The organism is Streptomyces sp. NPDC039462, from assembly GCF_055639375.1.
This window is the reverse complement of the sequence record NZ_JBVKAO010000001.1, coordinates 2171385-2189020: the sequence shown is the minus strand read 5'-3', so window position 1 is coordinate 2189020 and position 17636 is coordinate 2171385. Positions and strand designations below refer to the sequence as shown.

16 protein-coding genes are annotated in these 17636 nt (G+C 72.3%); 7 read left to right on the top strand and 9 right to left on the bottom strand.

From position 1 onward, the window contains the following. Window positions 1–188 precede the first annotated feature (188 nt). Window positions 189–1058 carry an alpha/beta fold hydrolase gene (locus ACZ7LU_RS08920; RefSeq protein WP_471916193.1) on the top strand — a complete coding sequence of 290 codons (870 nt, stop codon included), beginning with the start codon at window positions 189–191 and terminating at the stop codon, window positions 1056–1058. Between the two features lie 37 nt (window positions 1059–1095). On the opposite strand, the gene ACZ7LU_RS08915 is transcribed toward ACZ7LU_RS08920, so the two are convergent. Further along, on the bottom strand, window positions 1096–3063 hold the full coding sequence (locus ACZ7LU_RS08915; RefSeq protein ID WP_471916192.1) for a M13 family metallopeptidase: 1968 nt from the start codon (window positions 3061–3063) through the stop codon (window positions 1096–1098). Window positions 3064–3205: 142 nt separating this feature from the next. Here ACZ7LU_RS08915 and ACZ7LU_RS08910 point away from each other — a divergent pair, with 142 nt between their 5' ends. After that, entirely contained in the window at window positions 3206–4357 is a 1152-nt protein-coding gene (locus ACZ7LU_RS08910; RefSeq protein ID WP_470977014.1) for a hypothetical protein, read from the top strand. Window positions 4358–4387: 30 nt separating this feature from the next. Here the strand turns inward: ACZ7LU_RS08910 and ACZ7LU_RS08905 are convergent, their stop codons facing one another. Next, on the bottom strand, window positions 4388–4774 hold the full coding sequence (locus ACZ7LU_RS08905; RefSeq protein ID WP_398304430.1) for a PPOX class F420-dependent oxidoreductase: 387 nt from the start codon (window positions 4772–4774) through the stop codon (window positions 4388–4390). A gap of 56 nt (window positions 4775–4830) precedes the next feature. Here ACZ7LU_RS08905 and ACZ7LU_RS08900 point away from each other — a divergent pair, with 56 nt between their 5' ends. Together ACZ7LU_RS08900 and ACZ7LU_RS08895 are read left to right on the top strand one after the other, a co-directional pair. Further along, on the top strand, window positions 4831–5445 hold the full coding sequence (locus tag ACZ7LU_RS08900; RefSeq protein ID WP_471916191.1) for a CGNR zinc finger domain-containing protein: 615 nt from the start codon (window positions 4831–4833) through the stop codon (window positions 5443–5445). 38 nt (window positions 5446–5483) lie between these two features. Continuing rightward, window positions 5484–6254: a MerR family DNA-binding transcriptional regulator gene (locus ACZ7LU_RS08895; RefSeq protein WP_471916516.1), complete on the top strand. Its 771-nt coding sequence runs from the start codon at window positions 5484–5486 to the stop codon at window positions 6252–6254. Here the strand turns inward: ACZ7LU_RS08895 and ACZ7LU_RS08890 are convergent. The 3 genes from ACZ7LU_RS08890 to ACZ7LU_RS08880 are packed head-to-tail and all read right to left on the bottom strand — an operon-like array spanning window position 6197 to window position 8109. After that, window positions 6197–6832, bottom strand: a complete 636-nt coding sequence (locus ACZ7LU_RS08890) for a M15 family metallopeptidase (protein WP_471916515.1) — start codon at window positions 6830–6832, stop codon at window positions 6197–6199. The two genes, ACZ7LU_RS08895 and ACZ7LU_RS08890, sit on opposite strands and share 58 nt — an antisense overlap. A 44-nt stretch (window positions 6833–6876) precedes the next feature. Beyond that, complete coding sequence (locus ACZ7LU_RS08885) at window positions 6877–7206, bottom strand: DUF952 domain-containing protein (protein ID WP_468307248.1); 330 nt, start codon at window positions 7204–7206, stop codon at window positions 6877–6879. A gap of 39 nt (window positions 7207–7245) precedes the next feature. After that, window positions 7246–8109, bottom strand: a complete 864-nt coding sequence (locus ACZ7LU_RS08880; protein ID WP_471916190.1) for an ABC transporter substrate-binding protein — start codon at window positions 8107–8109, stop codon at window positions 7246–7248. A gap of 271 nt (window positions 8110–8380) precedes the next feature. Here ACZ7LU_RS08880 and ACZ7LU_RS08875 point away from each other — a divergent pair, with 271 nt between their 5' ends. Beyond that, window positions 8381–8986 carry an NADPH-dependent FMN reductase gene (locus ACZ7LU_RS08875; RefSeq protein ID WP_468560032.1) on the top strand — a complete coding sequence of 202 codons (606 nt, stop codon included), beginning with the start codon at window positions 8381–8383 and terminating at the stop codon, window positions 8984–8986. 67 nt (window positions 8987–9053) lie between these two features. After that, window positions 9054–9974 carry an NADP-dependent oxidoreductase gene (locus tag ACZ7LU_RS08870; RefSeq protein WP_471916189.1) on the top strand — a complete coding sequence of 307 codons (921 nt, stop codon included), beginning with the start codon at window positions 9054–9056 and terminating at the stop codon, window positions 9972–9974. An 85-nt stretch (window positions 9975–10059) separates the two neighbouring features. Here ACZ7LU_RS08870 and ACZ7LU_RS08865 read toward each other — a convergent pair whose 3' ends face one another. From ACZ7LU_RS08865 to ACZ7LU_RS08850, 4 genes are all read right to left on the bottom strand, one after another. Next, window positions 10060–11205 (bottom strand): serine hydrolase domain-containing protein, encoded by a 1146-nt coding sequence (locus tag ACZ7LU_RS08865; protein ID WP_471916188.1) that lies wholly within the window; start codon window positions 11203–11205, stop codon window positions 10060–10062. Between the two features lie 231 nt (window positions 11206–11436). Continuing rightward, entirely contained in the window at window positions 11437–12288 is an 852-nt protein-coding gene (locus tag ACZ7LU_RS08860) for an alpha/beta fold hydrolase (RefSeq protein ID WP_471110118.1), read from the bottom strand. 245 nt (window positions 12289–12533) lie between these two features. Continuing rightward, on the bottom strand, window positions 12534–13346 hold the full coding sequence (locus ACZ7LU_RS08855; protein WP_471916187.1) for a maleylpyruvate isomerase family mycothiol-dependent enzyme: 813 nt from the start codon (window positions 13344–13346) through the stop codon (window positions 12534–12536). A 219-nt stretch (window positions 13347–13565) separates the two neighbouring features. Continuing rightward, window positions 13566–15335 (bottom strand): ABC transporter ATP-binding protein, encoded by a 1770-nt coding sequence (locus ACZ7LU_RS08850; RefSeq protein ID WP_471916514.1) that lies wholly within the window; start codon window positions 15333–15335, stop codon window positions 13566–13568. Window positions 15336–15656: 321 nt separating this feature from the next. Here ACZ7LU_RS08850 and ACZ7LU_RS08845 point away from each other — a divergent pair, with 321 nt between their 5' ends. Next, window positions 15657–17597: an ATP-binding protein gene (locus ACZ7LU_RS08845; protein ID WP_471916186.1), complete on the top strand. Its 1941-nt coding sequence runs from the start codon at window positions 15657–15659 to the stop codon at window positions 17595–17597. Window positions 17598–17636 lie beyond the last annotated feature (39 nt).

The following is a 17636-nucleotide window of genomic DNA, read 5'->3' as shown; positions in this document are numbered from 1 at the left end:
CCCCGGCCCATACGCGTCGTGTGTCCCTAGGCACTGTCACGGCACCCTCATCTCACTCGCTTCCCCCACGCGGTTCGTGCGGTCTCGCGAGTGGTGATTCCGCAGACGGAAGCCCGCATACCGGGACTTTCCTCACTCACGTGAGGGGCCAAAGACCTGCCTTCGCTCCGGTCTGGCAAGGTCACCCCATGACTGCCTTCGCCGCGCCGGACGGTACCCAGCTCGCCTATCACGTCCTCGGAGACGGTGGAGGCGTCGGCCCGGACGCCCGCGGCGTCCCTCCCGTGGTCTGTCTGCCCGGAGGCCCCATGCAGGCCTCCGCGTACCTCGGTGACCTCGGCGGACTCGCCGCGCACCGCCCGCTGATCATGCTGGACCTGCGCGGCACCGGCGGCTCAGCGGTGCCGGAGGACCCCGCCTCGTACCGCTGCGACCGGCTCGTGGACGACGTGGAGGCGCTGCGCCGGCACCTCGGTCTCGGCACGATGGACCTGCTCGCGCACTCCGCCGGCACCAATCTCGCGGTGCTGTACGCGGCCCGCCACCCCGAGCGCGTCGGCAAGCTGGCGCTGATCACGCCGAGCGTCATGGCGGTGGGAGTCTCCGTCGACGGCGCCCTGCGGCGGGAGGCGGCGCTGCTGCGGCGGGACGAGCCGTGGTTCCCGACGGCTTTCGCGGCCCTGGAGGAGATCGTGGCGGGGCGGGCGACGGCCGACTCCTTCGAGGCCATCGCGCCGTTCGCGTACGGCCGCTGGGACGCGGCGGCGCGGGCCCATCGGGCGGCCGAGGGCCGGCAGCGCAACGACGAGGCCGCGGCCGCCTACGGCGCCGAGGGCGCCTACGACCCCGAGGCCACCCGCGCCGCGCTCGCACGCCACGGGGCCCCGGTGCTGGTGCTGGCCGGGGAGGCCGACCTCAACTCGCCGCCCGCCGCGGTGGCCGAAGTCGCGGAGCTGTTCCCGGACGCCGAGCTCGTCGTGCAGCCCGGCGCAGGACACTTCCCCTGGCTGTACGACCCGGCCGGGTTCGTGGCGGCCACGGCGGCGTTCCTCGCCTGACCGCCGCACCGCATCTCCCCGGCCGGGTCGCCGGGCGTCACCAGATCCGGACGCGCTCCGACGGGTCGAGCCACAGCCCGTCGCCCTCGGCTGTGCCGAACGCCTCGTGGAACTCGTCGAGGTTGCGGACGATGTTGGCGCGGAACTCCGGCGGCGAGTGCGGGTCGATGGTGAGGTACTGCTGCTCCTGCTCCTTGCGGCGCTTGGTGCGCCAGCAGTACGCCCAGTTCATGAAGAGCCGCTGCGAGCCGGTCAGGCCGTCGCTCTCGGGCATCGGCGCGCCGTCGAGCGCGATGAGGTAGGCGGTGTGCCCGATGGTCAGGCCGCCCAGGTCGCCGATGTTCTCGCCGACGGTCAGCGAGCCGTTGACGAACTCGCCGGGGAGGTTGCGGGGCGAGAACGCGTCGTACTGCTTGATGAGCGCCTTCGACTTGCCCTCGAAGGCGGTCTTGTCGGCGGCGGTCCACCAGTCGTTGAGGTTGCCCGCGCCGTCGTACTGAGCGCCCTGGTCGTCGAAGCCGTGGCCGATCTCGTGGCCGATGACCGCGCCGATGCCGCCGTAGTTCTCCGCCGGGTCGGCGTCGGGCGAGAAGAACGGCTTCTGCAGGATGCCCGCGGGGAAGCAGATCTCGTTGGTGCCCGGGTTGTAGTAGGCGTTGACGGTCTGCGGCAGCATGAACCACTCGTCGCGGTCGACCGGCGCGCCGATCTTGGCGAGCTCCCGGTCGGACTCGAAGGCGGCCGCCGCCTGCGCGTTGCCGAGGAGGTCGTCGGGCGAGACCTGGAGCGCGGAGTAGTCGCGGAAGGTGTCGGGGTAGCCGATCTTCGGGCGGAACGTGGCGAGCTTCTCGTACGCCCGTTCCTTCGTCTCGTCGGTCATCCAGTCGAGGCGCGCGATCGACTGACGGTAGGCCTCGAGGAGGTTGGCGACGAGGTCGTCCATCATCGCCTTGGACGACGGCGGGAAGTGCCGTGCGACGTACTCCTTGCCGACGGCCTCGCCGATGGAACCCTCCACGAACGCGACCGCGCGCTTCCAGCGGGCGCGCAGTTCCGGGGTGCCGTTGAGGGTGCGGCCGTAGAACTCGAAGTTGTTCCGCACGAATTCGTCCGGCAGGTACGGCGAGCAGGCGCGCAGTACGCGGGTCAGCGCCCAGTCGCGCCACTGCTCGATCGGCACCTCCGCGAGGACCGCGGAGAGGTGGGTGAGGTAGGACGGCTGGCGGACGCAGGTCTCCGCGATGGTGGCGTCCGAGCCGCCGAGCGCGGCGGCGTAGCCGCGCCAGTCGAACTCCGGGGCCAGCGCGGTCAGTTCGTCCAGGGTGGTGAGGTTGTAGGTCTTCAGGACGTCGCGGGTCTCGGCCCGCTCCCAGTGGCCCGTCGCGAGCTTCGTCTCCAGCGCGAGGACGGTCGTCGCGGCGCCCGCCGGGTCCGCGTGCTTGCCGAGCGTGAGCAGCTCGGTGAGGTGGGCGACGTACTTCTCGCGGATCTCGGCGAACTTCTCGTCGCGGTAGTACGACTCGTCGGGCAGGCCGAGTCCGCCCTGGAGGATGTTGAAGAGGTAGCGGTCGGAGTCGCGGTCGTCCGAGTCGATGTACGAGCCGAAGAGGCCGGAGCCGCCGATCCGCTCGAAGCGGCCGAGGAAGGCGGCGAGCTCCCGGGTGTCGCGCAGGCCGGCGACCTCGTCGATCAGGGGCTGGGCGGGGGCGAGGCCGCGGGCGGCGATGGTCTCCTCGTCCATGAAGGAGGCGTACAGGGCGGCGATCTTCCGGGCGTCCTCGGAGGTCGCGCCCGGATCGGCGGCGGCCCGCTCCGCCAGCTCCTGGATGATCGTCTTGACCTGCTGCTCCGCGGTGTCGGCCAGCTGCACGAAGGGGCCCCAGCTGGAGCGGTCCTCGGGAATCTTCTCGGTGTCGAGCCAGGCGCCGTTGACGTGACCGAAGAGGTCGTCCTGCGGCCGGATCTCGGGGTTCATGCCCGGGCGGGCGTCATCCAGAATGCTCATCCAGGCAGCCTATGCGAGCGGCCGACCGGCCCCGGGCCGTCCGCCGCCGACCGACACGTCAACTCGCGTGCAAAACGTCTCAATAGGAGCGATAAAGTATCGCGTCAACCTCTGTACGCCTGTGACACCCAGGAGCACATCCGTGAGCGTAGCCATCGTCCCGTCCCAGGAAGCCGCTCCCGCCGGAGACGCCGTTCCCGCCGCGGAAGCCGTCGACGCGGCGGCCCTGGTGGCCGAGGACGCCCGTGACTTCGGGGCCTACGCCCGCACCGGCGGCTGGGCCTTCGGCCTCAAGGTCGCCCGCAGCGTGCGGCCGGGCGGGCAGAGCGCCGGCGAGACGCCGAAGGTGTCCGCCAAGGAGTTCGCCGAGCTGGCGGGCTGCTCGGCCGACCGCGTCATGCGCTACTACAAGGCCTGGGACAAGGCCGCCGACGACGGCATGGTGCCGCACTTCGAGGCGCTCTCCCCCGGCATGGAGGTCGAACTGCCGGACGCCGACGTCTGGTTGTCGTACTACACCTCCCGCTCCAGCGCTTTGACCCAGCGCGGTGAGGCGATCACGGAGGCCGCCGAGGCCGAGGGCATCCGCCCCACCAAGGCCCTGGAGGTCGCGGAGAACCCGACCGCGCTGCGCGCCGCGATCCTCGCCGACCCCGGCACCGCGGAGGCGGCACGGAAGGCCCTGATGGACCGCCTCGGCGAGGATCCGGCGCTGCGCACGGAGCTGGTCCGTGACATCGTCCGCGCCGACGACCTGAAGAAGGCCGTGGCGGCCGAGTCCAAGGCGGGCGACCGGGTCGACTACGTCCGCCAGATCGTCGAGAAGGGCCAGGTCAAGACGCCCGCCGGGCAGATGATCGACGCACCCGCCGAACTGCGCGAGGAAGCCGAGCGCCACCTCTCCCTCATCGACGAACTGGACGACGGCGAGGAGTCCGGCGAGTGGGCGCGCGAGGCGTACGACACGGTGCGGGACATGGTGGCGCAGACCGTCCAGAGCGACCCGGAGCTGCGGGTGCAGGAGCGGCGCGCGAAGTTCTACAGCAGCCTGCAGAAGGCCACGAAGGTCTTCGAGGAGCTGACGTTCGACGATGTCGACGCCGCCGAGGAGATCCGCGACATCTACGAGGACGACATGGTGAAGCGCCTCGAAGACCTTCAGCAGGCCATCGGCGCGTGCATCGCGGCCCTCCGGACGGCGACGGCCACGCCGCCCGCTCAGGAGACGACGCCGTCGCCCGCCACCCAGGCTGACCAGGTCGAGAGCCTGCCGGACGAGTGGGACGCGTCCTGACCCGGCCTTCCGCAGCCGGCGCGCGTGCCGTCAGTGCGTGAGCGTGATCCGGATTCCGACCGTCCCCTTGAGGCCGCGGCGGATCCTGCTGCCGAGGAGCGTGAGGAAGCCGGTCACCCCGTATTTGTGAAGGATGCGGGTGCGGTACGCGGCGGTGACGTCCGGCGGGCAGATCTCGGCGGTGGCGGGCACCTGCTCGCCCGTCGGGTTGCCCCGCCGGTCGCACGGGCCGACCATGACGTCCGCGCACCTGCGGATCCGCTTCACCTTCCAGGAGTCCACGGGCGTCCAGATGCCGAGGGCGTCGCCGTCCCCGACGACCCACACGGGGGTGGGCACCAGGGTGCCGTCCTTGCGGGCGCTGCTGACCAGCAGGTACTTTCCGGCGCTGAGTCGCGCAGCCAGGGTGTCGACCATGCCGAGAGTCTAGGGCTCCAGGGGGAGGATCTTCCGTAACCTCCTATTCTGGTTACATGGCCCAGTCCCCCGGCATCCCGATGCGCTCCCACAGCGGATCCACCTACCGCTTCGACCCCGGGGCGCTCTGCCTGGAGCTGCTCACCACCGGGGGCCCGGGCGAGTTCCGGCGGTACGAGGTGCTGCACGCGCCCGGCGACCTCACCGCCTGGGCCGAACGCTCACGGCTGACGCCCACGCCCTCCCTGGCGGTGTCCGACGCCGAGGTGGCGGCGGCCCGGGGGCTGCGCGACGCGCTCTTCCGCGTGACGACCGCCCGGGCCCTGCACAATCTTGCGGAGGCGGCCGATCCCGCCGATGTCGCCGACATCGGCACGATCAATGAAGCGGCGGCCCACGCCCCGCTCGTCCCCGCGATCGGGCCGGGCGGTGAGCGCGGCTGGGCCGGGACCGCCGACGGCACCCGGCTGCTCGCCACCGTCGCGCGCGACGCCGTGGAGCTCCTCACGGGACCGTTCGCCCACCGCATACGCATGTGCTCGGCCGGGAACTGCTCTCTGATCTACGTCGACACCTCACGCCCCGGCCGGCGCCGCTGGTGCTCGATGGAACACTGCGGCAACCGCAACAAGGTACGGACGCTCCGCGCGCGCCGTTCCGAGGACCACTGACGAGCACATCGATGAGCCGACAGAACGCGGGAGAGGGCATGGAGACGGGAGTGGAGCGGGCCGACGGAGCTCCTGCGCTCCGCCCTGTCGATCTCGCGCGCGCGGCCGGTGTCTCCCCGCAGCAGATCCGCAACTACGCCGACGCGGGCATCCTGCCGCCCGCGCCCCGCTCCCCTGCCGGATACCGCAGGTTCCACGCCGGGCATCGGGAGGCCCTGCTCGCCTATCGGGCCCTGGCCCGCGGGTACGGTCCGGGCGCCGCACGGGCCGTGATGCGGGCCGTGCACGCCGGGAACGTGCCGGAGGCGCTGGTCTTGGTCGACGCCGGGCACGCCCTGCTGCACGAACAGCGGAACGCGCTGCGGACGACGGGGGAAGCGCTGGAGGCGGTCGCGGAGGGCGGGCCCGCCGCCCCCGCGCTGCCGCGGGCGCCGCTGCGCATCGGGGAGGTGGCCGCCCACCTCGGCGTGCGCACCTCGGCGCTGCGGGTCTGGGAGGCCGCCGGGCTCCTGACGCCGTCACGCGATCCGGTGACGCACTACCGCTCCTACCTCCCCGCCGACGTCCGCGACGCACGCATCGTCCACATGCTGCGGCAGAGCCACTACCTCCTGCCGCAGATCGGCCCCGTCCTCGACGACCTGCGCCGCAGCGGCGGCGTCGGCGCGCTGCGCACGGCCCTCGCGGAGCGCGGGGCCGCGCTGGACCTGCGGGCGCGGGCGATGCTGGAGGGCGCGGCCCACCTGCACCGCTACCTCACGGACGGTCCGTACAGCGCGGCCGGCTCCCCCGAGGCCAGCGCCCAGTAGCGGTCCCCGTACGACCAGTGCCACCACTCGGTGGGGTAGTTGACGAGGCCCGCGCCCGTGAGGGCGGCCCCGAGGATCGTGCGGTGGGCGCGCGCCTCGGCGCTGATGTTGTCCGCGCCGGTGTAGCAGGCGCCCGCGCTCTCCTCGGGGTCGGCGTTCATCCGGGTGCCCAGGTCGAGCTCGCGCCCTTCGGCGTCGGCGAGCGTCAGGTCGACGGCCGCGCCCGCGCTGTGCGGGGCGATGTCGGGCGGGGAGACGTAGCGGCTGGTCGCCGCGTGTATCTCGGCGGCCGGCCACCGCGGGTGGAGGGCGCGCAGCTGCTCGGCGTACTCCTCGAAGTAGTCGCGTTGCAGCGACGGCGGCCGGTAGCCCTCCACGAACAACAGCCGCAGCCCGCTCGGCAGCAGCTCCTCGGCCCGCTGGAGGCGCCGCAGGACGCCTTCGCGCAGCAGCGCGAAATCGTCCCCGTCCCCCGCCTGTTCCCGCACGTCGACCAGGAGGCCCGTGCCTTCCCGTACGTCGACGAGCCGCTCGCCGCACTCGCGCACGGGGACGGCGGCGACCCGCGGGTCCGACATGAGGACGATCTCGTCCGCCTCGTCCGCGACGGTGTGCGGGGCGGTCATGAGGCGGGCCACGGGGAGACCTCGGTCACCGCGTCCACGGGCAACGGCCCGTAGATGTGCGGGTATTCGACGCCTCCGGGCTCGGGGGCCTCGAAGCGCACCGGCACGGTGAGGCGTTCGCTGTCGATGGTGAGGACGACCAGCTCGTCGGGGCCTTCGTAGCCCCCGTAGAGGAAGTCGGCCACGCCCCGCAGCTGCTCAGGCAGTGAGCAGTGGATGAACCCCTCCTCGCTCAGCGTCTTTCCGCGGGTCGACATCTCATAGGTCCCGGCTCTCCGGGCGGCGTCCCACAGGGCGCGCTCGGTGATGTGCAGCAGTTTCGTCATGGATCAACGGTACGTGGGGCCTCGCGACGGAGTGCGGAGTCAGGGTCGGGCGGCCTCCAGGGCTTCGGCGACCGCGGTGTGGAAGCGGGCGTGGTGCCGTGCGCTAGGCGGGAGTTCGGGGTTCCAGGGCAGGGTGGGGATGCCCGGTCCCAGGGCGTCGCCGAGCGCGGCCGCATTGCCGCGTACGTCGGTGAGGACGAGGTCGGGCTCCAGTGCGGCCGCCTCGGTCCAGGTCGTCGTGGACCAGTTGGCGCCCTGCCCCTGCGCCGGGTCCACGAGGCCGACGCCGAGCCCGGCGAGTGCGGCCAGGTCGGGCCAGGCGTACGGCCTCGCCAGGTGGACGGAGTCGGGGCCCGCCGGGGAGAGCGCGAGCACCCGGAGCCGTACGGGCCGGGCAGCCGCGGCGGTCAACCTCTCCTCGGCGGCGGCGAGTTCGGCGTCCGCTTCGGGGTGCGGAGCGGCGCCCAGGCTGCGGGCGAGTGCGGTGAGGCGGTCCCTGATCCCGGCGAGGCTGCGGCCGCTGCCCACGTCGAGCACGACGAGCGGGACCTGCTCCTCCAGGTGCTTGGCGGCCTCCGGGTCGATGCCGTAGACCTGGCCGCCGCCATAGGTCAGCGCCACGACCAGGTCGGGCCGTGCCGCGAGGAGCGCGTCCAGGTCGAGTGCGGAACCCGCGCCGAAGTAGGGCAGGTCGTCAAGGGGGAGGCTGCCCGCCTTGGCCGGGTCGGGCAGGGCCGGGTCGTCGTGGGCGGAGCCGAAGACTCCGGCGGGCCGTATGCCGTGGTCGTGCAGCGCCGCGCCGGTCGGTACGTAGGCGACCGGGCGGGAGGGGCGGCTCGCGGTCCTCACCAGGTGGCCCCGGTCGTCGGTGAACTCCCAGTCCCGGTCCGTGTGTTGTGGCATGATGTCCGGCCCCTCCCGTCGTCCCGTGCCGTGGCTTGTTCCCGCCGTGGCCGTCCCGGTGCTACCTGCCCGGGCGCACGCCGGAGTACACGGACCGGCTGGGTCTCCGCCGGTCGACCTAGTCCCTGCGCCCTGCCGATCCCCGTCGCGCGACAGATGTGGTGACGGGGCGCGCGTTCGTAGCTTCGTCGGTGTCGGAAACAAGCACCGGACGAGCACCGGACATGCACCGGACCAGGAGGCGGACATGAGCGACATCCAGGGGACCACCATGAACGAGCGGGGCGACGCGGGACGCGGGACGGGTGCCGACGAGCGCCTGAAAGTGGCCGTCATCGTCGCGAGCACCCGGGAGGGCCGCTTCGCGCCCACCATCACCGATTGGTTCACCGGGCAGGCCACGCACCGGCCCGACCTCGACATCGATGTGATCGACCTGGCCGAGGCGCATCTCCCCGAAGGCCTTTCCAAGCGTCCCGGCCCGGAGGTCACCGGAGTCACGCGGCGCATCGATGCGGCCGACGCGTTCGTCGTCATCACCCCGGAGTACAACCACAGCTACCCCGCCTCGCTGAAGACCGCGATCGACTGGCATTACGAGGAGTGGCGTGCCAAGCCAGTGGGCTTCGTCAGTTACGGCGGGCTCTCGGGCGGTCTGCGCGCCGTCGAGCATCTGCGGCAGGTCTTCGCGGAGCTGCACGCGGTGACGGTGCGCGACACGGTCAGCTTCCACGGCGTGTGGGGCTGCTTCGACGAGTCCGGCGCACCGGTCGATCCGACCGGCCCGGAGACGGCGGCCAAGACGATGCTCGACCAGCTCAGCTGGTGGGGCCGCACTCTGCGCGACGGCAAGACCGCCCGCCCCTACGCCGCCTGAGGCTTTCCCGTCGAAGCAGCCTCGAAGCATGATCGATGGAAAGCATGGACGAAGCATGGGAGTTGTCATGAGGATGGTCGCGGCAGCGCTCACCGCCTACGGTCCGCCGGAGGTCCTGCGGCCGACGGAGCTCCGCGTCCCGGAGCCGGGCCCCGGTCAGGTGCGGATCCGGATCAGGGCGGCCGGGGTGCAGCCGTTCGACCTCGGGGTCCGGGAGGGCTGGGTGGCACCGGGTGCCGGACCGGGGTTCCCGGTCGTCCCCGGCAACGAGTTCGCGGGCGTCGTGGACCGGCTCGGCGCGGACGTCGGCGACTTCGCGCCCGGGGACGAGGTGCTCGGATATTCCCTCCTCGGCGCGTACGCGCAGTACACGACGGTGCCCGCGGAACAGCTGGTGCACAAGCCGACCGCGATGCCGTGGACGGTCGCGGGCGGCTTCTCCGGCAACGGCCAGGGCGCCCATCTGGCCCTCTCCCGGCTGCGCGTGGGCCCCGGGGACACCGTCCTGATCGGTGCGGCGGCCGGTGCTCTCGGCACGTTCTCCGTGCAGCTGGCGCGGGCCTGGGGTGCCACCACCGTCATCGGGACCGCCAGTGAGCGCAACCACGACCACCTGCGGGCGCTCGGGGCGATCCCGGTGACGTACGGCGAGGGGCTCGTCGACCGGATCCGGGCCGTCGCGCCCGACGGGGTCGACGCGGCGCTGGACGCGGCGGGCCCGGAGGGGCTGCGGGCGGCCCTGGCCGTGACCAAGGACCGCGACCGCGTCGTCACCATGGTCGCCATGGAGGAAGCGGCGCGGCTCGGACTGCCCGACTGGGGCGGCAACCGCTCCGCGGCCCGGCTGGCCGAGCTCACCGCGCTGTACGAGAAGGGGGCGGTGGACGTGCATCTGCGCGCGACGTTCCCGCTGGAGCGGGCGGCGGACGCGCACCGCCTCGTGGCCACCGGGCACGGTCGCGGCAAAGTGGTCCTCACCGTCGGCTGAAGGGGCGGTCGACCGGCCCCCCGGCACCGCCGTGGCGCCTCGGCCGCAGCACCACTTCGCCGTCCGAGGGCACGGGACCCGGCGCCTACTTCTTCTCACACAGGGCGTCGTCGACGAGTTTGTCGGTGCGGTCGTCCCGGTCCTCCGCGGCCACATTGGTCGAGCGCATCACCATGACGCCCCTCTTGCCCTTGTCGACGAAGCCGTTGGCGTTCAGGTGGCCGAGGGTGGTCCCGCCGTGGCCCCAGTAGCCGCCTCCGCAGCTCAGCTGGGTCCACAGGATGCCGAGCCCCGCCCTCTCCACCCTCGTCCCGCCGTCCTCCCGAGGGGCCGGCACCGTCTTGAGCATCTGTGCCAGCTGCCGCGGCTGGAGCAGTTTGCCGCCGAGGAGGCTCTGCCAGAAGCGCGCGAGGTCGTTCGGTGTGGTGACGAGATCGCCTGCCGCGCCACCCCAGGTCATGCTCAGCTCGGTGCTGTCGACAAGGCGGCCCTTGGGCTTGAACTGCTGGTACGCCTTGGCGTGCGGCTGGGGAAGACCGGTCCGCCTGCCCGCGGAGAAGGTGTGCTCGAGGCCGAGGGGCTTGATGATCCGGGCGCGTACCTCCTCGCTCCAGGGCCGGCCCGTCACCTTCTCGATGATCATCCCGGCCAGTATGTAGCCGGTGTTGGAGTAGCTCCAGCCCTTGCCGGGCTCGAAGAGGGGCCGGTTCCGCAGGGCCAGGTCGACCAGTTCGCGCGGCTGGTAATGGTCGAAGCGGTGCTCCTGGAACTCCTTCTCGTCGGTGAGGGGCAGGCTGTCGTCGTAGTCGGGGAGCCCACTGGTGTGCTGCAGCAGTTGCCGGACGGTGATCCGCTCGCCGTCGTTGCCGTTGGCATCGACCACTCCGGGCAGCCACCGGTGGACGGTGTCGTCGAGCCGCATGCGGCCTTCACCGACCAGTTGCAGCACGACGGTCGACACGAACGTCTTGGTGTTGCTGCCCATCCGGAAGTGGCCCTGCTGCGGCATGGGCCGGTCGGTGCCGAGTTCGGCGGTGCCGCTGCGCACGGAGCGTCGCCGCTCTCCGTTCACCAATGTGGCCTGGGCGCCCACCACTCCGTCCTTGCGGACGATGTCGTCCAGGTCCCGCTGCAGGTCCGTCCGGCCATGGCCGGAGGAGGCGGGGGCTGTCTCGGCCCAGGCGATGGAGACCGGTATCGCGAGCGTCGCCGTGACGGCTATCGCGGTCATGGTTCCCAGGGTACGCAGCTGCGTCATGGTGGATCCCTCACCTCGTCGGAAGACGTGCGGTGCCCTCAACCCCCGTGCCGCACAAGGGAGTTGCGGTAACACCGGGCGACCGGGCCATGCGCCCCGTCCCAAGATCATTGACCCATGGGAGGGCGGCTGCCGACCATGGAGGAGTCCCCCTGAAGGGCGGTGCGGAGAACCCCACCCCCCTTGCTGTTCCTCAGGCCCGCGTCACACGAGTGCCGCGAGTTCTCCCAGGACGCGGGCCGCCGGCGCGGGGTCGACCAGCCACTTCAGGTGGCTGCCTTCGAGGGTGCGGACGTCGTACGGGTTCTCAGGGGTCAGTGTGTCGCCCTCCCGGATCAGGCGGTCCTGCAGGGCGAGCGGCATGCTCGCGTCGTCGGCGAGACGCACGTACGTCTTGGGGATGCGGCCCCAGGTCGCGGCCTGTGCGCGGTCGGCCGAGGTGCCGACGTCGAGGTTCTCGTCGGGCTGGAACGTGTTGAGGAAGGCCAGGAACTCCTCGTCCGTGCCGTCGGCGAGGAAGGCCGCCTTGAACGCCGCGAGGGCAGCGGGGTCCGCGGTGCGGAAGTTGACGCGCAGCAGGCCGAGTTCGGCCGGGTTCCCCGCCATCGCCAGAGCCAGCGAAGCGGCGTCGACCGTGGCCATCTCCGGCTCGGCGTAGTAGGCGCCGACGTCCAGGGCGACCGGGCACCATGACGCGACGTAGACGATGCGGTCGATCAGGTCCGGGCGCGCGTTGGCCGCGGCGGTGGCTGTGACGCCGCCGCGGCTGTGCGAGACGAGGATCACCGGCCCGTTCCGCTTGGCCCGCTCCAGTGTCCCGATCAAGTGGGTCACGTTGTCGGCCAGCGTGACGCCCCTGATCGAGCCGGGCACGGCGGCGAGCCCTTCGAGATCCTGCGGTGCCTGGTAGGCGCGCGAGTAGGTCGCCCGGAAGCCGTGGCCGGGCAGGTCGACGGCGACGGAACGGTGTCCGAGGAGGCCGAGTTCGGCCTGGAGCGGCGCAAAGGAGAAGGAGTTCGCGAAGGCGCCGTGCACCAGCACGAAGGTCGGTTGCATCCGTCTGCTCGCTTTCTCAGCCGCGCGACATGGGCGGCGGCGGTGTGTGCTGTCGGGTTACGTACTCGGGGCACATGCGCTGCGGGCACACGTGCTTCGGGGCGGGTCGTCTTCCGGCGCCCCGCCCCTCTTTCCGCTGGTCACCCTACGCAGAGGAAGATCATCAGCACTACTGGTACGAACTCTTCCGCTTACCGGCGCCGCGCACCGCGCACGTCACCTGTGCAGCCAGCGACCCGCGCACATCACCTGCGCAGCCAGTGACCCGCGCCGCTGACCCAGTCACCCAACAGGGCTTCGTCACCGAAGACTTCGATGCCGTCGGCCGGAGTCGGCGTGCGGCGTCGGTACAGGAGGAGCAGGAGGTCCGTGAGCGGGCCGCGTACGGCGGTGGTCGCCTTCTTGTGGGCGTGGCTCCAGGTGACCGGCGCCTCGGTGAGGTCGATCAGCCACTCCCCCGTCCCCTCCGGGGCGTCCGTGGCGTGGAAGTGGACCGTGCGGTCGGGGCCCAGCAGGGCGTGCAGCGCGGCCTCCGACTCGTAGGCCTGGGGCAGTGTGCTGAACTCCATCCACTCGTCGAGGCCGTCGAGCGCGACGTCCGCGTCGAGGGTGTACGTTCCGCCGACCGCCGCGGTCGCGTCGAAGCGGTGGATCACCGTTTCGTACGTCATGCGGCGAGCCCAGAAGAGCGGGGTGCCGCCCGGTGCCACGGTCCACACCTCGACCTCCGGTCCCGCCTCCCGCAGCGTGTCCGCGAACCGGGCGGCGCCCTCCGCGAGCCAGGCGGACAGTGCCGGGACGTCGTCATCCGCCTCCGGCGTGACGAGGTTGACCTGCTCGTCCGGGACGGGACCGGTGGCCCGGGTCCGGACCACCGTCTCGGCCCAGCGGTGCGTGCCGCCCACGTGCCGCAGCAGGTGGGCGAGGGTCCAGCCGGGGCATCCCGGCACGGGCGCGGTGGCGTCCGCGCCGGCGATGGCTGAGGTCAACAGGGCTGTCTGGTCGACGATTCGGTCGGCATAGCGGTCGTGAACCGCGCGAAGGCTCGGACGCGTCATGTCGTCACGGTAGACCACGGGTTGCAGGGTGCTGGGCACGAACCAGGGACTGACGAACACGGCCGGGAGGCGCCTTCTCGCGCCCGACGGTGAGGGTGGTGTCCGGTCGGGTGTCATGCCGGGTCCTGGCGGGTGTCACGCCGAATGCTGTTCCTGTCGGGTTTCACGCCGAATCCTGTTCCTGTGGGGTGTCACGCCGAATCCTGTTCCTGTCGGGTGTCACGCCGAACTCGCCAGGAACTGGGTCGCCGCCAGTTCGCCGTACAGCGGGTCGGCCGCCACCAGCTCGGCGTGCGTGCCCACCGCTCGTACCCTTCCCGCGTCCATCACCACGATCCGGTCGGCCAGCGTCACCGTCGACAGGCGATGCGCCACGACCAGGACCGTGACCTCCCGGGACACCTCGGCCACCACGTCCCGCAGCGCGAGTTCGTTGACCGCGTCGAGCTGTGAGGTCGCCTCGTCGAGCAGCAACAGACGGGGTTTCCTGAGCAGGGCCCTGGCGATCGCCACCCGCTGCCGCTCGCCGCCGGACAGCTTGGAGCCCCGGTGGCCGACCACCGTGTCCAGGCCCTCGGGCAGGCGCTCGACGACGGCGTCGAGCCGGGCGCGCACCAGCACGTCCCGTACGTCGGAGTCGGTGGCGTCGGGCGCGGCGAAGAGGAGGTTCTCGCGCAGGGTGCCCGCGAGGACGGGGGCGTCCTGCTCCACGTATCCGATGGTGCCCCGCAGTTCGGCCAGCGGCCATTCCCGCACATCCCTGCCGTCGACCAGGATCCGGCCGCCCGTCGCCTCGTAGAACCGCTCGAGCAGCCCGAACACGGTCGTCTTGCCCGCGCCCGAAGGACCGACGAACGCCGTCATGCCCGGGCCCGGCACGTCGAAGCTCACGCCGTGGTGGACGTACGGGAGGTCGTCGCGGTAGCGGAAGGTCACGTCGTCGAAGGCCACGGACGCGGGGCCGTCCGACATGTGGCTGCCGGGGTGCTGCTCCGGCTGCTCCGTCAGCTCTGTCAGCTCCGTCGGTTCCGTCTGCTCCGTCTCCAGGCGTTCCGCCTGCACGATCCGCGCGATCGCCGCCGAACCGACCTGGTACTGCGACGCCGCCTCGACCAGGCGCGACACCGGGTCGATCAGGTAGAAGAGGAAGAGCAGGAACGCCACCAGTGTCGAGACGGTGATCTCACCCGACGCGACCCGCGCGCCGCCGATCCCGAGCACCGCGAGGAACGACACCTGCACGGCGAGACCGACCGAACTCCACGCCACCGACTGCCACTTCGCGGACCGCACCCCATGGCGCCACGCCTCCTGCGCGGCCGCCTCCACCGCGGCCGCCTCACGCTGCTCTGCGCCGGAGGCCTTCACTGTCCGGAAGGCGCCGAACGCCCGCTCCAGAGCGGTCGAGATCGTGCCCACCGCCTCCTGGGCACGCTGTGTCGCCCGGGCGATCTTCGGCATGACCAGGGCCACCGCGCTGCCGATCAGCACGATCACGCCCAGCGTGACGCCGAGCAGCACCGGGTCCATCAGCCCCATCATCACGATCGTCGCGAGGAAGGTGAGGCCGCCGGACGCGGCGGAGACCACCGACTGTGTCGTCACGGCTCGCAGCAGTGTCGTGTCCGAGGTGACGCGCGACATCAGGTCCCCCGGCTGGGTGCGCTCCACCTCCGCGAGACGCAGCCGCAACAGCCGCCCGATCAACGTGCGCCGGGCCGCCAGCACGACCGACTCGGCGGTGCGCTCAAGGACGTACGCTCCGACGGACTCGATCGCGGTGCCGAGCACCACCAGTGCGGTCAGGAGCAGCAGGACACCGGCGATGGACTCGTCGCCGCCGAGCCGGTCCACGAGCGACTTGGCGGCCAGCGGCTGCGCGAGCCCGGTGGCCGAACCGATCAGAGTCAGGAAGGCGCCCAGGGCGACGGCGCCCCGGTGCGGGCGGAAGTGCCGGTAGAGGGCGCGCCAGGTCTCCTTGGCAGGCAGCCGCTCAGGCTTTTCGGCGCCCTTCCTCTTGTCGGCGTTCTTTGTGCTGGTGGTGGGTGTTGGGGTGGGGGCTGCGTCGGTCACGTCTGGCAGGACGCAGCACGGCGTGATCCACCTGACAGCAATGTCACAGGGCGTTCATGGGGTGCGCAAGGACCCCGTACAGGAATGCGATGAGTCGCTGACCCGCATGATTCGGCCCGGCACTTCACTACCCCGGACGCCGAAGGGAAGTTAGCGGGTCAGCGGAGTTCGGTGCAGTGACGATTCTGCACGTACGCGAGTCTGCACGTACGCGAGCGGGAGTGGATGGGTGTGCGAGTGCGGGGTCAGGGAGAGGGCGCCGGGCGGCCGGAGCGGTCCGGTCGAGGAGCCGGGGGCCTGATCGGGCGGTCCGCGGAGCTGGCCGCGCTCCGCAGGATGCTCGCCCAGAGCAGGCTGGTCACCGTGGTGGGCGGCGCCGGCATCGGCAAGAGCCTCCTCGCCGAGCACGCGGCCGCGGCGGTGGGGAGTTCGATGGCGGACGGCATGGTGCGGGTGCGGTGGTGGGACGGCACTCCCCCGCGTCGCCGTACGGTCGCGCAGACGGTGACCGCGGCGATGGACGGCGGGACGGCGGACGCGTCGGCACCTGTCGCGGAGCTCGTGGCGCGGCTGCGCCCCCTGCGGATGCTGCTGGTGCTCGACGACTTCGACCCGGTGCGGGGCGAGTGTGTCCGCCTCGTACGAGAGCTCCTCGACGCGGCCCCCGACCTGCGGGTCCTGGCCACCGGGCGCCATCCGCTGGGCCTCGGCCAGGAGGCGGTGCTGCGGCTCGGGCCACTGGAGGCCACCGATACGGACACCGTCGGGCCCGCCGTGACGCTCTTCTTGGAACGGTTGCACGCCGCCCGGCGCCGCGCCAGTTCCCCGAGCAGGGGTCGCACCCCCGTCCCCGAGGACCGGGCCGCCGACGAGTTGCGGCTCGCCCGTGACATCTGCCGGCTGGTGGAGGGCGTGCCGTTGGCCGTCGAGTTGGCCGCGGCCCAGGCGGCGCGGTATCCGTTGGCGCGGCTCGCGGGGATGCTGGAGTCCGCGCAGGGCTGGCTCGGCGTGGCGGACGCCCCGCTGCGCAGGCACCGGTCGCTGCGCGCCGCGGTGGGCGCCGGGTACGAGCTGTGCGGGACGGTGGAGCGGACCGTGTGGGCCCGGCTCAGCGTGTTCCCCGGCGGCTTCGACGAGGACGCTGCGGTCTACGTGTGCTCGGGCGGCGGGCTCGAGCCCGAGGACGTGCCGGCCGCGCTGGCCCGCCTCGTTCTCGCCTCGGTCCTTGAACCGGTCCGCGATCCCGGTGGCGTTCTCACGCCGCGCTACCGGATGCCCGCCGCGGCCCGCGGTTTCGGCGCCGAGCGGCTGCGGTCGGCGGGCGAGACGGCCGCGGCCGTCAGCCGCCACCTCCACTGGTACGGGCAGGTCGCCTCCACCGCCCACCACTTGTGGAGCACCGGAACACACGAACGGGCCGTCGTACTCGTCCGGGACGAGGAGGCCAACCTGCGCGCCGCGCTCGACCGGGAGCCGAGCGGCGGCGACGAGGCGTCGACGAGCCTCGCGCTCGCCGTCGACCTGTGGTTCTGGTGGGCGGTCTGCGGGCACGCCGAGGAGGGGCGCGTCGTGCTGTGCCGGCTGCTGCCGCTTGCCCGGTCGGACACCCGGGTGTGCGGGCAGGCGCTGTGGCTGTCCGGCTGGCTCGCCGCGTGCACCGGCTCCCCGGAGGCCGCCGAACTGCTCGGCCAGGCATGGCGGGTGGCCGTGCTCGCGGGCGACGACGCCACTGTGGGACGGGTCTCGCACGTCCTCGGCGCGCTCGCCCTGGAGGCCGGCAGGACCGAGGAGGCCATCGACCGGCTGCGGGAGGCCGCCGAAACGATTCCCGTGCACGCCCAGCACGGCCCGCCCGCGACGGTCAGCTGGGCGCTGCTGGCCGTGGCGCAGGCCGGCGGCAGACCCGCCGACGCGTGGCGCAGTGTCCGTCGCGCCTCCACGGGTCCGGAGCCGCGGCACGATCTGTGGACGCGTTCCATGACGCAGTACGCGCAGGCTTTCGTCGACCATTCGCGGGGGCGCCGCAGCCGGGCCTGGCGCCGGGCCCGCAAGGCACTCGCCGGAGCCGTCGGTGTGGTCGGAGCGGCCGAGGTCCCGGCCGTCGCCGCCATGGCGGGGCCGCCCGGCGCCGAACTCATCCATCGGCTGATCGCGGACATCGAGGCGGGCGGGCGCTAGCGGGCCTTGCGGACGCGTTCGCCGTCCCACGGGGCGAAA

Excerpts from the sequence above, each read along its gene's own strand:
- ACZ7LU_RS08920 (WP_471916193.1), top strand. The coding sequence starts at position 189 with ATGACTGCCTTCGCCGCGCCGGACGGTACCCAGCTCGCCTATCACGTC.
- ACZ7LU_RS08915 (WP_471916192.1), bottom strand. The coding sequence starts at position 3,063 with ATGAGCATTCTGGATGACGCCCGCCCGGGCATGAACCCCGAGATCCGG.
- ACZ7LU_RS08905 (WP_398304430.1), bottom strand. The coding sequence starts at position 4,774 with ATGGTCGACACCCTGGCTGCGCGACTCAGCGCCGGAAAGTACCTGCTG.
- ACZ7LU_RS08900 (WP_471916191.1), top strand. The coding sequence starts at position 4,831 with ATGGCCCAGTCCCCCGGCATCCCGATGCGCTCCCACAGCGGATCCACC.
- ACZ7LU_RS08895 (WP_471916516.1), top strand. The coding sequence starts at position 5,484 with ATGGAGACGGGAGTGGAGCGGGCCGACGGAGCTCCTGCGCTCCGCCCT.
- ACZ7LU_RS08890 (WP_471916515.1), bottom strand. The coding sequence starts at position 6,832 with ATGTCGGACCCGCGGGTCGCCGCCGTCCCCGTGCGCGAGTGCGGCGAG.
- ACZ7LU_RS08885 (WP_468307248.1), bottom strand. The coding sequence starts at position 7,206 with ATGACGAAACTGCTGCACATCACCGAGCGCGCCCTGTGGGACGCCGCC.
- ACZ7LU_RS08880 (WP_471916190.1), bottom strand. The coding sequence starts at position 8,109 with ATGCCACAACACACGGACCGGGACTGGGAGTTCACCGACGACCGGGGC.
- ACZ7LU_RS08875 (WP_468560032.1), top strand. The coding sequence starts at position 8,381 with ATGAACGAGCGGGGCGACGCGGGACGCGGGACGGGTGCCGACGAGCGC.
- ACZ7LU_RS08870 (WP_471916189.1), top strand. The coding sequence starts at position 9,054 with ATGAGGATGGTCGCGGCAGCGCTCACCGCCTACGGTCCGCCGGAGGTC.
- ACZ7LU_RS08865 (WP_471916188.1), bottom strand. The coding sequence starts at position 11,205 with ATGACCGCGATAGCCGTCACGGCGACGCTCGCGATACCGGTCTCCATC.
- ACZ7LU_RS08860 (WP_471110118.1), bottom strand. The coding sequence starts at position 12,288 with ATGCAACCGACCTTCGTGCTGGTGCACGGCGCCTTCGCGAACTCCTTC.
- ACZ7LU_RS08855 (WP_471916187.1), bottom strand. The coding sequence starts at position 13,346 with ATGACGCGTCCGAGCCTTCGCGCGGTTCACGACCGCTATGCCGACCGA.